We start from the raw sequence: 12,221 nt of genomic DNA, 5'->3' as shown, positions 1-12,221 counted from the left end.
CACGCTCTCCTGAACATCGCTTCGGCAATCGGGGCTACCTGCTGCCACAGCGCATTGTGGGCATCCGCCGCCTCTCCGCACAAAAGCCAGTCTAACTAAGGAGAAAACGGAAGATGTTGCCGAAAAGAGGCAAGAAATTACCCCAATGGAGAGGCGTTCTTGGAGGACACCGAATCTACGCGCGGACTCTCGCCGAATTGCTGCGCAAGGAGCATGGCGACAGCCATCGCGCAATCAAACAGCTTATGCGGCAGACCGATGCGAGCGAGAGGACGATCAAACACTGGCTGTCAGGACAGCACGGGCCAGACGCTGTGTATTTCTTGCGTCTTGTGGTTTCGTCCCCGGTCATTAGAGCCTTCTTTCTCGGCCTGATCGAGAGCCCGACAGTGCTATCCCCAAGCGATCCAGTGGATCGCATTTCGCTCGCGCGAGCCCGTGAAGCCTATGCGGAGGGCGAAGCTGCCTGCGAGAAAGCGGGGGTACATGGGCCCAAAAATGTCCCTAATCATGTCCCTAACCGTGACCCTATAAATGTCTCTGATCAGGCCGGGCTCAATGAGCGGCAGCGCTGGTTCTTGGATCGACTCGCGCAAGGCCGATGCAACGCCAGAGAGATTACAACGACATGGACGGTAAGCTTGAAAACGGCGCGCCGGGACATCGCCACACTTAAAAAGGCAGGTTTCATAAGCTACGTTGGATCAAGCCGGAAAGGGCTTTATCGTACGGTAGGGTAGTTAGCAATCCAGCTTGCGCATGCTTAGGCGCCATTGCGGCACTCAGATCTCCGCATCTAACGCATGTTTATAAGCACTAGCTCCTCGAACTGTGCGCAGCACCGAACGAGGAGGTTGTAGAGCTCTTGGGTGGTTGGCTCGCGGGTGACGACGAGCTGCAGCGCGCGATCACTTCTGTCCATAGCAAATCTTCAAGTTGAACCTGCTAAGCATCCAAAAGCCGCGGTAAGCGTAAACGGTCATTCATGCCGCTCCCGGGGGCCTCCTTCTGGAGTTATGAAGCCGGGAAGCGCGTATGGCATTCGATGCGCGCGCGAAAATTCGGCCAAGGACCAGCTGAGTGATCCGCAACCGTGCTGCTGGTAACAATCTTACAGAGGAGCAATGGACCCTAGCGGAGAGAGTGCTGCAATGCAGCTGGTAGGGCATCCAAGGCACAGGCGTTGGATCAAGAGCACCGGCGGTGCTGCACAAGCCCCGCCGGCGTGAAGCAAGACGATTACTCGTTTTGAAGCCAGCCTTCGACCGTATCAGCGCCGTGCTCGGACTTCCAGGCCTTCAGCACCTTGTGGTTACCCCCCTTAGTTTCGATGACTTCACCGGTTTCGGGGTGCTTATAGCGCTTGAGCGTGCGCGCCCGGCGCTGCGCCGTGGGCTGTGCGGCGTTATTTTTGGTTTTGCCGCCAGCGTTCGGATCCAGAATAGCAATAACATCGCGGAGCGATTTGCTGTGCTCACTGAGTAGAGCGCGCAATTTCTTTTCGAACTCGAGCTCTTTCTGCAGGCGCTCATCGCTATTGAGCTGTTCCAAGCGCTGCTTCATTTCTTCAATTGCGGCTTCGGTCTGACGGTACTCTTGGATCAGGGACATCGTGGTCTCCTCAATGTTAGGCGGCGGCTGCTTTTATAGCCTTTTTATTTATGAATGGCCAGGACAAACCGCAAACAAGCTATCGGGACTCGCGAAAAAATCATCGGCAATCACGTTTGGGTGTGAATATGCCATTGCGTTTCTGGTGGAGCATAGTTCCATGGGCGAAATCAACACAGGGGTATCCACATGAAATTTGCTCGGCTGGTGGCTTTGGCCGCCTAAGCAGCCGCAGTTGCAGGTTACGCATCCAATGGTGGAGGGTCGAAGCTAGTACCTGATTCAGCACTCGTATCGCCATATTTCAAGGCTTGGGATGGCAGAGCGTCCAGCCCGATGTTTGCGAACGGAGAACCGATGCGCTTTTCGAGTAATGTCTCTGCTGCCAATAAGCTGTTCGCAGTATTTGGCATATCTAGCCTAAGCACCGTCAAAGCGAAGGGCATCGGAAATTTCTATCTGCTCCAAGCCACCAGAAAACTTGTGCTAGACACTATCCGGCCTGCCGCCAGCTCCAAGGTCGGCTCCAACGACAGTGGCTCATTCGTTGCCACAACCTCATCGGCGGCGATATCGGCGCTGCTGGGATCGCCGTGCCGGTACTAGGTGAAGCAACTTTTGATCCTCGCACCGAACCATAATTTTCATACTACTTCGGAAAGAGGACCGAAACGGTCGATCTGAATGATTGCTGTTCAAAAGTGCGAGGAAAAGCTCTCTGGCATGGTGAATAGCCCGCTTCAATCGACCATAAAGGTACTGGGCATCGGTTTCAGCCAAGTTCGTGTCGGCATTATTCAGGCCATTTCAGTCAAGAAAGTAGGCGAAATGTCCATCGGAGCAGAAGCCTTCGCAACTGACGATTACGCACCGCAGGACCGAAGGGGGATTCAGCCGGCATCATTGCAATCCCCATTCGGCAAAACTTGCGAGCGGCGCGAGTAAAGTGCTGGGTGCCGAACTTTGTGAAATTGGGCCGATGGAGTGAGCCAAATGGCTCAAACAATGCCTCTCCATGGATACGGTTTTTTCCTTCCTAATGACGATTAACCAGTAGTGGTCTACTACTGAGCCTGGAAAATCATCGCGGGCTTCTCTCTTATCAAACGCATATGCGCGACGGTAATTCGCTGAGACGGCGCCAGTAGCAAGGACAGGTAACTGGCGACCTAGATTGAAATAGATCCCTCGACATGGGCGAGGCCGCAGTTACAAGAAAGTCCTCCACGGGCAGCACCAGGGCGAAAGCGCCGGTGAAGTAGCGGCGAATCCGATACGTCACCTTAGGCACACCATCGGTGGATACGAGGACTGCGTTTCGATGGAGGAAATGGGCCTGGTTTAACCTCTGATCTTATCCCCCTGGTCATAGCATCTCCCGCTCACTTCTGGCTCTCCGCACCCTCCACCAGCACGTCTCTTCTCCTTACCTCGTAGCGACTAATGGCTCAACAGCCATAGCACGCACTCGCCTCCCGGCCGCTCGGCCGATCGCTAACTAACTGGAGATTCAACCATGCTGCTTCTGCGCTTTATCGCCTCGCTGTTCGAGTTCGTTGGACTACTAGCCAGCAACCTGCTCGCTGTCGCCCTCTTGGTACTGATGCTGCGATTCTGGCCATTGGCCTTGGCCATCGTTCTGGCCCTCGTGCTCGTCGGCAGGCTGCTTCGTCGTTCCGGTACCGCGTTCAGTACCCCATCCGAGACGGCATAAGGGCAGGCCCCTTGGCCTGCCCTTTCTCAATCTGGATAGCCGTTCTACCCCTTTCTTCTGACAGGAGCTTTAGCCATGCCCACACCCTGCTTGATCTGTAACTCATCGGTCGTGCTAACCAAGGATGCGGCCCAGGTAATCGCCAACCTCATTGGTAGCCTGGATGCTTTTCTGAAGGGTATTCAGTCGCCGACTGAGCCGGGTGCTCCCACTCAACTAGGCCAACGCGGCCCGCTGGAGCAGGCATTCAATCGCATGCTTCAGAGCATGTCCGCGGTTCACACAAGCTGGCCGGATACCCATGCCTTCATCAAGGATGTTCATCGCCATCAGTTCATGGAGTATCAGTGCCTGTGCCTACGCTGTGGCGCCAAGTATGACGAGCCCACGACGTCTGCCGACCAGGAGACGACGACCTGATCGTCGGTGGACAACGGTCATCCCTGGCGCAGGCGCTTACCCAACCCCTGCACCAGTCCGAGCACCAGTTGCCGGTCCGCCTCGGTCAGGGCGTCCAGTAGAAGGCTGATCTGGCGCGCCTGATCATCGCTCCGCGGGCTGGCCTCGCTGAGCAGCTCTGCGGCTTCACACTGGAAAATGGACGCGAAGTCGTAGAGCCGCGCGATGTTGGGAATGACCACGCCCCTCTCGATCCGGGAGACAGCCTCGTTGCCAATGCCCAAGCGCTCCGCGACTTCTTCCTGTGTCAGCCCTACCCTGAGCCGATGACGCGCGATCGCCCGTCCCACCGACTCTGCCAAATTCTTCTGATCGATACCGCTCATACCAAGACTCCAACCGTCCACTCAGATGGTTGGGTATCCACTCGTTGACATGAAGTGCGTCACAAGTTGAAATTCAACCTAATAGGTTGCAAAACCACTTTTACCTTTTTCTTTCATTCCTTTTCATTCCCTAAAAGGATGTTCCTAATGAGCACGAAAACACTCTGGCTCCCCCTGCTGTGTGGGCTCGCCTGCAGCTCTGCCTTTGCAGGCACCTATGAATGGTCAGCCGGTTATGCCCAAGGCGTCGCCGAGCACCTGGTCGATGACGGCAATGGCAACGAGTTGAACATCTCCTGCCCGGATGACGGGGAAACCGCGGTGACGGCCTACGCCACCATCGCCGGCAAAGCCTACGCCTCCACGGAGGATCCAGGTTTCGACGTCATTGTTGATGGTACGCATTACAGCAACCCGTTCTTCACTGATTGTCGCGCTTGTAGCCAGAACTTCCAGCTGTTCTGGAAGGCCTTGCGTAAGGCTAACAACCTGCAACTCAGCGCCGGAGGCAGCACCGTGAAGCTGCCGACCAAGAACCTGAAGCAAGTGCTGCAACCCCTCGGCAGCAAAACCAACAGCTGCCGCGCTGCCTGGTAGTAGCCACCTTCTCTAACTCACCATCCAAGCGACAGGAATACATCATGACTATTTCCAATCAGCCTTCTCACGCCGACAACGAACTTCCTTTCAATCTCGCCCTGATCGGTTGGGGCGTCGCGGCTCTAGTACTGGGCATCATCGCGGTCACCTTCAATACGTCTGCAATGGTCTTAGGTGCAGGCTTCCTGGCCAAATGCCTCGCGGTAATAGTGGGCACCGTTCTAGGCTGGATCGGCGCTGTGGTCGGCGATGCCATCCGCAAATTCGCACATCCCGATGCCGTCTACACCAGTGGTGGGCTGCTCAGCCTGCTCTGGATCAAGATCTTCTGGCGGATCGGTCCGCAAGTGATAGGCCTGGTAGGGGGTGTGATGCTGGGCTGCGCCCTGGTTTTACGCTGAGCAGGTCCAAGCTATGACGAAAACTCTTTTATCGCTGGCAGCATTGATATTGCTCGCGAGCTGCTCTGATGAAAATCGTAAGGTCCGCGGTCAATTCATCGCCGGCTGTATGAATGGCGGCGCAAGCAAGTCCCTTTGCCAATGCACTTTCGAGAAACTTGAAGCGAAGTACAGTCCAACTGAACTGCAGGCAGTCAATCAGTCCGCGACACCATCAGAAAAGATCATGCAAGACGTCTTGCACTTTGCGATGGCCTGCCGGACAGAGAGTTGAGCGACCAAAGACACGTACAGTCGTGTCAAGGTCCCCTTCCACTGGGATCGTCGGGATGATCGCAACGAGCGCAGCAGCTGTTGGTTGCGGGTGGCCAGCAGTTGGGCCCATGACGGCTACGGGGGTGTGACCATCCCGCGCGTGGGCATGGAGGTGTCGGTCACCTTCCTCGAAGGCGATCCCGATAAGCCGTTGATCACCGTCTGTCTGCACCATGCCGACAATTGCGTGCCCTACGAGCTCCCGGCCGCCAAGACCCGAACCGTGCTCAAGACCCGCAGCACGCCGGGCGGGGGCGGCCTCAACGAGTTGCGTATGGCTACGACGCCTGCCATCGGCTGCTGTCCATCGAACGCCGTCCCAGCGAGCAGGCACGACATGCAGAGATACTCATCATGCTGAAGAACGTCGCCAAGAACTACGCCATTGAAATTCCCGCTCACTGGCGATAGCTGCTGGCATCAGTTGAGATGCCAGCACTGTAGGAGCTTATTCAAATTCGTAGGTATTCACCTTCAGCACACTGCAATTCTCCTTAACCGAACGCTGTACTGAGTCATCAAAACCACCTGCGCTGCTGGCCTGCATATCGATGGAAATGGTTACATTCACGCCATGCTTAGCCGTGAACTGCTGAATCACTTCGTCAACCAGCGTTGCGAACTGCATTTTGGCTTTGACCGGGTCCAGCTCGGCGCTGGCATAGAACTGCGTCGGCAATGCCTTAGTCAAAGGCACATCGGCCGAGGCCAACGAACCGCCCACCGCACCAGCACCAGCACCAGCACCAGCACCGACGAAGCTGCCGGCAGGAGTGTCATGGATCAGATCTCCAGGCGACGGCATAGCAGACGTTCCACTTACCGCTGCCTCCTTGGCTCGGAGCGCCTCTGCATAGTCCGATGCCGAGCTTGGTTCGATTAGCAGACATGAGCCATCGAGAATGACCGAGGTTAGCTTGCCGTACACAAAGCCCGGATAGCGGTCGCCTTCCTTACCTTGCGCAACGCCGAAGAAGTCCTTGCTCTGTACACCTTGATTCAGCGTGCGCGCGAACACCTGATCGTCACGCAGGCGCGGCAGGTACAGGTAGCAGCAGGTTTTCTGCCACACATCAAGTGCACCAGCCTCAGCCACACCATCTTTCCAGAACCAGCGTTTGAGCATGTTGGAAAGATGGATCGGGGCCCACTCTGTGATCAGCAGTTCGTTTTCCCGCAGAACCTTTTCGATCTCCTGAGACAGGCTCGAAGCGCCCGGATTGATGGCATAAGGCTCCCAGACGATCTCAGTCAAATTGCTTGCATGCTGCACAGGTGCCAGCAACCATTTCCAGGTTTCGCGAAGGGTACGATTCAGTGTTTCGCGGGCCTGCTCCAAGCTGGATGCGGCATTTTTGGCCATCAGGTTATCGAGAGTGAGACGGTTATCCTTGTAATCACTGACTATGGATTCCCAAGCCAGTACCGAACGTGCGTGATCCTTCAAGCGACTTACGTTGTCGGCATCCGCGGCCAGGAAAATCAGGCGGTTCTGCTTTTGACGTGGCTGCTCGCCTCGACTTTTCAGAATCTCCAGCGCCTTGTTCAGCGCCGCGTTCGGCCCTGTTTTGCTGTAGGGCGAATCAGGCTCCAGCACTACCAGGCGCAGCGTCCAGTCATCCGGTACATCGGCACTACCAGTAAAAACGTGCACGCCGCCAAAACAGCCACCCAGATTGTTGAGGCGCTGACGCAGGGTGGGGAACACATACTCACGATCCTTGAAGCGCTTCTTGCGGTCCTCCATCTCGCGACGTAGGTTCGTGCGCGTGTCGAACCAGTAACGGCTGTTGGCACTATTCAAGTAATGCAGCTTGTCACCCAAGCGGCGCAGCGCATCCTCATACAGGCCCAACTGCTGCTCGGGCTGAGCACTGCCCAGCAAGACTCGCTCTAGCTCGATACCGCGAACCAACTGGCTGGAAGTTGTCGGCGCACTACCGAGGAAAATCGTGCGAGCAGTTCGACGACAGGCGTGCACAGCACCAAGGCGCGCATCGTGATTTTCAATGGCAACGGTTTCGGCGCGCGGCCCGTCAATATCCCGATCCATGACTGGATCCCAGCCTGCTGGCAGGTAATAAGTGAACTCGTTGCGGGTGTCGGAATCCGCAAATGGTAGGCTACCGGCCATGATTAATGGATCGTTGTTTCCGTCTTTCCACAGGCTATAGATGATCTTGGCCATCATCTTCAGCACGCCACGGGTGCGCTGGAAGTTATCCAGGCTCGACCAGTCGTCATAGAGCCGGTCAAACACCTCAGGATGAATGGGATAAGCCTGCTTCAGACGCTCGTAGTAATGGCTTTCCTGGGTTTCAGACGGGAACTTACCGCTATGGGCAATGTAGAAATCCGCGAACTGACGGCACACCTGTTCGGCAGCCAATTGGTCATTGATTCGGCTGAACAAGCGACGACGAACGATTTCGAACGCCTCCTCCGTCGCCACAGGTTTCCAAAGCGCTTGCACACGACCGAAGTAGTGCGACAGCGCCTCCAAGGCACGCACGCCGCGCTGGCTTCCAGCTTCTTTTTCGGACTCAGGCAGCGAGGCCAACATAACTGCCGTCGGTACAGCCTTGAGCGCCTCAGTCAGAGCCTGGATAAAAGTCAGATTAGAGTCGAAGGTTCCGCCGGCTAGTGAAACGCCTTCCTCGAACTGACGAATATAAGCCACTAACTCGTCCACCAGGATGACGCAAGGTGCATAACGGCTCAGCAGCGTAACCAGCATATCCTTACCCGGCGACGTGCCAGACAAGTCAGCGTTAGTTATCAATGCATAGCCCTCTTCACCGCCCAGCTGCCAGGCCAGCTCACCCCACAAGGTACGCACTGAACAGGCACCATGCTGCACTGGCTGATTAGGAGAAGACTTGATCCCATCCAACACCGCTACCCGCGCCGGCGGCAGCTCGGTAACACGGGCCTTGTTCAGGATAGTCCCAACGCCCGGCATCTCACTGGCCGGCACCTTGCCCTGTGCCAAGTGATAGACTGCCAGCATGGTGTGGGTCTTGCCGCCGCCAAAGGCCGTTTGCAACTGAATGACCGGATCGCCACCCTTGCCAGACAAGCGCTTAACCACCGAATCAAGCAACAGGCGCATACCCTCGGTAATAAATGTGCGCTGGAAAAACAGCTTCGGATCTTGGTACTCCGCTGCCGCCGTACCGGTGTGGACACGAGTGATATCGGCAGCGAATTCCGCCTGAACAAAAGTGCCGCTGCGTACGTCTTCATGGGGTTCGGCGATAAGGCGCCAGGGTTTCAACGACATTAGATAATCCCTTCAAAAATTAATCGAGGCCAAGCCCCAGCTGCCCGATAGATTCACCGGCTGTTTGTTCAGCAGCTACGTTTCCTTGCCCAGAGTCTTTCATGAGCTCATAGCGCATAGGTTTTGAAAGCTTGCGCACACGCCCTTCGTCGACCGACTGCTTGAGCCAATCGTTGATTTGCTTCTTTGGCACATCCCACTGCTCAGCCAATTCGTCTGCGGTGACGGCTGCCTTGAGGCACGCCAATTTGCGGAGAAAGAACTGATAAAAACTCATTTCTATTGCGACGGCATTTGGCTCGGGACTCGTTTGAGCCGCCTGATCAACAAGGCCACTCACTGAGGACGATGCTTGTGAAGGCTCTCCTTCCACAACATCCGGGCCTGCTTTTTTCGTATCCGTAACAACAGCAGCACTGTTTTCAGTAGAAAGCAGATCGGCTGTAGCCAGATTGGAAGTGGCTGGCGCACACAGGCTCTGTATATCCAGATGCTCGACAGTCCCCTCCAGCCAGTACCCACCTTCAGATATCAGTGTCTGGTTCCCGGACTGAACATCCTGAACTCGCTTTACCCACAGAGGTACCCAAGCCTTTTTCAGGTTTTCAATCGCTCCGCTCCAGGTCCCGCCTTTTGTATCAGAGCGAACAACTACCGCTGCTTGGCTCAGGCAGTAGATGTACTTGTTACGCGCCATGGCGTTTCCAGCGTTGAAACCGGCTTCAGGATAAAACGGCGAAACCAGCACGAGATTGTTGTCCATCAATCCCTTGCGCCACTTGCTGGCCATCGCTGCAGACAGCAGGCTATCAGCCATGATGCCGATGACGGTTCCATCCTGGTTCAAACCACCCAACATTGCAGCCTCATCGACGCCACGCGCACCACCTGAGATCACCGACAAACCTGCCACCGCAATACGCTCACCCAAAGCCTTGGCGAAACCAAGATCCTCCTCATCCGCCTTGCGTGCACCAACCACACAGACACCCCGCTGATTCAGCAAGCGCGCATTGCCACAGCCGAAGAGAACGGGAGGAGCACTGTTACGCAGTCGCTGCTTGAGCAGCTTGGGGTAGTCTGCATCCGAGCGAGTCAACACCCATATCCCAGCGCGACTCCATTTCTCGAGGGCCAATGCCAGCGCATGCCCTCTCCCAAGCAGTTGCTCGATGCGATCAAACGAAATCTTTTCGTCTTGCCAGCCCTGCAACACTGCACGCGGCTCAGCCCTCACCAGGTCTGCAGGGGTCTTGCCTTGCTCGTTGAGCCACAGTGCGAAACGCCCCCACTCCGTCGGAGAAAGCGGTTTGGCGTCGCCAGCTGACTTCGAGAAATAAGAAGTCAGCAGCAGGATCGACTGTGTATTGGTATTTATCATGCCTTGCTTGCCGTAGATGAAATTGCCAGCGGATAGACAGGCCCGCTCCCCGCACGCCTCAGCAGTGCAGCAATAACGGTCATCGTCCAGCCTGAATCGATCATGTCATCAACCAGCAGTACCGGTCCCGATGGGACGCCTTCGCCTACAGCGAACACACCATCTAGATTCCGGCACTGATGGAAACGATTGTATTGCCACTTCTGTGGCTCATTCTGCCTGACCTTGCTTACGCACTCGACAAAAGGAGTCCCTAGAGCTGCCGCCAGCCGCCGAGCGAAATCAAGAACCAGCGTTGGATGCCCCAGAGAGGGCACACAGCAAAGCCAGGTGGGTTGGGGGGCTGGCTGCCAACGCGCTTGGATCATCTCGGCCATAGCAGCAACAAGTGCGTCGTCAAAATGGCCTTGATCTTTGCCGTCAGCCGCTAATTCGCCCCAGCCACCATCACGCCACTGCGACAGAACACGCCCCTCTTCCGCCTGAAGCTGAGCGGGTAGATTCGTTGGGAAGCCGTAATGTTGAAAGCCCCCCTTGGCGACCTGCTTCTTGGGTTTGATGGGAAACTCGGCATGCCGAATAAAGGTCGCGGCCTCATGCACCAGCTTGCTGTCCACAGCACCAGACACCAGCGCCTCGCCCAGGCAGTTTGCGCACTTACCGCACGGCTCATGCTCGGGATCATCAAGCGCTGAGCGTAAAAACGCCATCAGGCAGCCTGGCTCATTCAAATAAGCCTGCACTTGCTGCCACTCCTGCTCGCGCAACAGGGTGAGCTGAGCAATTCGCTCCTCATCAAGCTCGTAAGGAACGGGTGCACGGTACCACTTGCCGCCGATCTTGATCAGCGGTGCGGGGTTCTCAACGCTGAGCAGCTTTAGGATCTTCTCAATCTGCCCATGGGCGAGATTGCTGTGCTCCTCCAGATCACGCAGCGTGAGACCATCATGATTCGCTAGCACACCCAGCAAGTGCCGAACCTGGCCTGCCGGCGGGAAAGCCGAGCGCCTGAAGAATGCATGAATCTTCTCGTCTTCCTCACCAGAGACCAGCAGACCAAGTGAATAATTGATGGCCCGCCCTGCTCGGCCGACCTGCTGGTAGTAGGCAATGATTGAGCCAGGCGCCTGGTAGTGAATGACAAAGCCAAGATCCGGCTTGTCATAGCCCATACCCAGCGCAGTGGTCGCCACCAAGACCTTGATGTTATTCGCCAGCAACTCATCTTCCAGGTGCTGACGGTATTGATCACTGCTATCGAACTCTGGATGGACTACGTCGCTATGATACGACGCAGCCCTGATCCCATTGGCGCGAAGCCAGCGAGCGACCTGCTCGGTGTCACGCTGGGTGAGCGTATATAGAATGCCAGTACCCGGCAGTGTCGGGATGGTTTGAGCCAGCCATGCCAATCGGCTCGATTGATCCGGCATGCGTAAATTCTGCAACGCCAGGCTCTCTCGGGTCAGCGTGCCACGCACGATTTGGATATCGCCAAACTGCGCCTGAATATCTTTTACCACTCGGTCATTGGCTGTAGCCGTCGTCCCAAGCACAGGGGTATTGGCTGGGAGGAAACGCAGAATGTTGACGATGCGCCGGTAATCCGGCCGAAAGTCATGCCCCCAGTCGGAAATACAGTGCGCCTCGTCAATAACCATCAGGCCGATACGGTCCGCAATAGGCTGCAGGATGGTTTCCATAAAACTATCGTTCGACAGCCGCTCTGGAGAGATCAACAAGCAATCGACCTGGTTGGCTAGAACGGCCTGCCTGGCCTGCTCCCAATCATGCGTATTGGTAGAGTTGATGGTGACCGCGTTAATGCCCAGTCTGCCCGCTGCCTCAATCTGATTACGCATCAGCGCCAGAAGAGGCGAGATAATAATGGTTGGCCCATGCCCTCGATCGCGCAGAATCCGCGTACTGATGAAATACATGGAGCTCTTGCCCCAACCTGTGCGCTGGACAACTAGCATCTTCTTGCGCTGGTTCACCAAGGCATCAATGGCCTCCCACTGCCCATCCCTAAACTCAGCTGCCGCGTTACCGATCGCGACTTTCAGTAGCCTCTCAGCATCGTCCTGTTGCATCCCTATATTCCTTTACGTCAATTCATCCCAAAGATGCT

The 12,221-nt window shown here is 56.0% G+C and carries 12 protein-coding genes and 1 pseudogene; 8 read left to right on the top strand and 5 right to left on the bottom strand.

Going from position 1 to position 12,221, the window contains the following annotated elements:
* Window positions 1–113: 113 nt before the first annotated feature.
* Complete coding sequence (locus tag QMX82_RS08220; RefSeq protein WP_282282201.1) at window positions 114–740, top strand: hypothetical protein; 627 nt, start codon at window positions 114–116, stop codon at window positions 738–740.
* A 499-nt stretch (window positions 741–1,239) separates the two neighbouring features.
* Here the strand turns inward: QMX82_RS08220 and QMX82_RS08215 are convergent, their stop codons facing one another.
* Window positions 1,240–1,611, bottom strand: coding sequence for a histone-like nucleoid-structuring protein, MvaT/MvaU family (locus QMX82_RS08215; protein ID WP_282282199.1), 372 nt, complete (start codon window positions 1,609–1,611; stop codon window positions 1,240–1,242).
* A 684-nt stretch (window positions 1,612–2,295) separates the two neighbouring features.
* Here QMX82_RS08215 and QMX82_RS08210 point away from each other — a divergent pair.
* From QMX82_RS08210 to QMX82_RS08200, 3 genes are all read left to right on the top strand, one after another.
* Window positions 2,296–2,556: a hypothetical protein gene (locus QMX82_RS08210; RefSeq protein WP_282282197.1), complete on the top strand. Its 261-nt coding sequence runs from the start codon at window positions 2,296–2,298 to the stop codon at window positions 2,554–2,556.
* Between the two features lie 571 nt (window positions 2,557–3,127).
* Complete coding sequence (locus QMX82_RS08205) at window positions 3,128–3,325, top strand: hypothetical protein (RefSeq protein WP_282282195.1); 198 nt, start codon at window positions 3,128–3,130, stop codon at window positions 3,323–3,325.
* A 75-nt stretch (window positions 3,326–3,400) separates the two neighbouring features.
* Window positions 3,401–3,745 (top strand): hypothetical protein, encoded by a 345-nt coding sequence (locus QMX82_RS08200; RefSeq protein ID WP_282282193.1) that lies wholly within the window; start codon window positions 3,401–3,403, stop codon window positions 3,743–3,745.
* Window positions 3,746–3,762: 17 nt separating this feature from the next.
* Here QMX82_RS08200 and QMX82_RS08195 read toward each other — a convergent pair whose 3' ends face one another.
* Complete coding sequence (locus QMX82_RS08195) at window positions 3,763–4,110, bottom strand: helix-turn-helix domain-containing protein (protein WP_282282191.1); 348 nt, start codon at window positions 4,108–4,110, stop codon at window positions 3,763–3,765.
* 147 nt (window positions 4,111–4,257) lie between these two features.
* On the opposite strand from QMX82_RS08195, the gene QMX82_RS08190 reads away from it, so the two are divergent.
* From QMX82_RS08190 to vgrG, 4 genes and pseudogenes are all read left to right on the top strand, one after another.
* Complete coding sequence (locus QMX82_RS08190; protein ID WP_282282189.1) at window positions 4,258–4,707, top strand: hypothetical protein; 450 nt, start codon at window positions 4,258–4,260, stop codon at window positions 4,705–4,707.
* Between the two features lie 44 nt (window positions 4,708–4,751).
* Window positions 4,752–5,111 (top strand): hypothetical protein, encoded by a 360-nt coding sequence (locus QMX82_RS08185; protein WP_282282187.1) that lies wholly within the window; start codon window positions 4,752–4,754, stop codon window positions 5,109–5,111.
* Window positions 5,112–5,124: 13 nt separating this feature from the next.
* Entirely contained in the window at window positions 5,125–5,385 is a 261-nt protein-coding gene (locus QMX82_RS08180) for a hypothetical protein (protein ID WP_282282185.1), read from the top strand.
* 9 nt (window positions 5,386–5,394) lie between these two features.
* Window positions 5,395–5,703, top strand: a pseudogene (vgrG, locus tag QMX82_RS08175) (type VI secretion system tip protein VgrG); the annotation flags it as partial.
* Window positions 5,704–5,874: 171 nt separating this feature from the next.
* Here vgrG and QMX82_RS08170 read toward each other — a convergent pair.
* From QMX82_RS08170 to QMX82_RS08160, 3 genes are read right to left on the bottom strand one after another with little or no spacing between them, the layout of a single operon-like run.
* The gene (locus tag QMX82_RS08170) at window positions 5,875–8,709 is read right to left on the bottom strand and encodes an ATP-binding protein (protein ID WP_282282183.1); all 2,835 of its coding nucleotides are present in this window, start codon (window positions 8,707–8,709) and stop codon (window positions 5,875–5,877) included.
* A gap of 19 nt (window positions 8,710–8,728) precedes the next feature.
* On the bottom strand, window positions 8,729–10,090 hold the full coding sequence (locus QMX82_RS08165; protein WP_282282181.1) for a DNA-processing protein DprA: 1,362 nt from the start codon (window positions 10,088–10,090) through the stop codon (window positions 8,729–8,731).
* Window positions 10,087–12,183, bottom strand: a complete 2,097-nt coding sequence (locus tag QMX82_RS08160) for a RecQ family ATP-dependent DNA helicase (RefSeq protein WP_282282179.1) — start codon at window positions 12,181–12,183, stop codon at window positions 10,087–10,089. The genes QMX82_RS08165 and QMX82_RS08160 overlap by 4 nt, the downstream gene beginning before the upstream one ends.
* Window positions 12,184–12,221 lie beyond the last annotated feature (38 nt).

This window comes from Pseudomonas sp. PS02302 (assembly GCF_029959585.1).
In the GTDB taxonomy this organism is placed as follows: Bacteria; Pseudomonadota; Gammaproteobacteria; order Pseudomonadales; family Pseudomonadaceae; genus Chryseomonas; species Chryseomonas aestiva.
This window is presented reverse-complemented; position numbering and strand designations above follow the sequence as displayed.

What these genes read in the sequence shown, in the direction of transcription:
- QMX82_RS08220 (WP_282282201.1), top strand. Translation starts at nt 114, where the DNA reads ATGTTGCCGAAAAGAGGCAAGAAATTACCCCAATGGAGAGGCGTTCTT.
- QMX82_RS08215 (WP_282282199.1), bottom strand. Translation starts at nt 1,611, where the DNA reads ATGTCCCTGATCCAAGAGTACCGTCAGACCGAAGCCGCAATTGAAGAA.
- QMX82_RS08210 (WP_282282197.1), top strand. Translation starts at nt 2,296, where the DNA reads ATGATTGCTGTTCAAAAGTGCGAGGAAAAGCTCTCTGGCATGGTGAAT.
- QMX82_RS08205 (WP_282282195.1), top strand. Translation starts at nt 3,128, where the DNA reads ATGCTGCTTCTGCGCTTTATCGCCTCGCTGTTCGAGTTCGTTGGACTA.
- QMX82_RS08200 (WP_282282193.1), top strand. Translation starts at nt 3,401, where the DNA reads ATGCCCACACCCTGCTTGATCTGTAACTCATCGGTCGTGCTAACCAAG.
- QMX82_RS08195 (WP_282282191.1), bottom strand. Translation starts at nt 4,110, where the DNA reads ATGAGCGGTATCGATCAGAAGAATTTGGCAGAGTCGGTGGGACGGGCG.
- QMX82_RS08190 (WP_282282189.1), top strand. Translation starts at nt 4,258, where the DNA reads ATGAGCACGAAAACACTCTGGCTCCCCCTGCTGTGTGGGCTCGCCTGC.
- QMX82_RS08185 (WP_282282187.1), top strand. Translation starts at nt 4,752, where the DNA reads ATGACTATTTCCAATCAGCCTTCTCACGCCGACAACGAACTTCCTTTC.
- QMX82_RS08180 (WP_282282185.1), top strand. Translation starts at nt 5,125, where the DNA reads ATGACGAAAACTCTTTTATCGCTGGCAGCATTGATATTGCTCGCGAGC.
- QMX82_RS08170 (WP_282282183.1), bottom strand. Translation starts at nt 8,709, where the DNA reads ATGTCGTTGAAACCCTGGCGCCTTATCGCCGAACCCCATGAAGACGTA.
- QMX82_RS08165 (WP_282282181.1), bottom strand. Translation starts at nt 10,090, where the DNA reads ATGATAAATACCAATACACAGTCGATCCTGCTGCTGACTTCTTATTTC.
- QMX82_RS08160 (WP_282282179.1), bottom strand. Translation starts at nt 12,183, where the DNA reads ATGCAACAGGACGATGCTGAGAGGCTACTGAAAGTCGCGATCGGTAAC.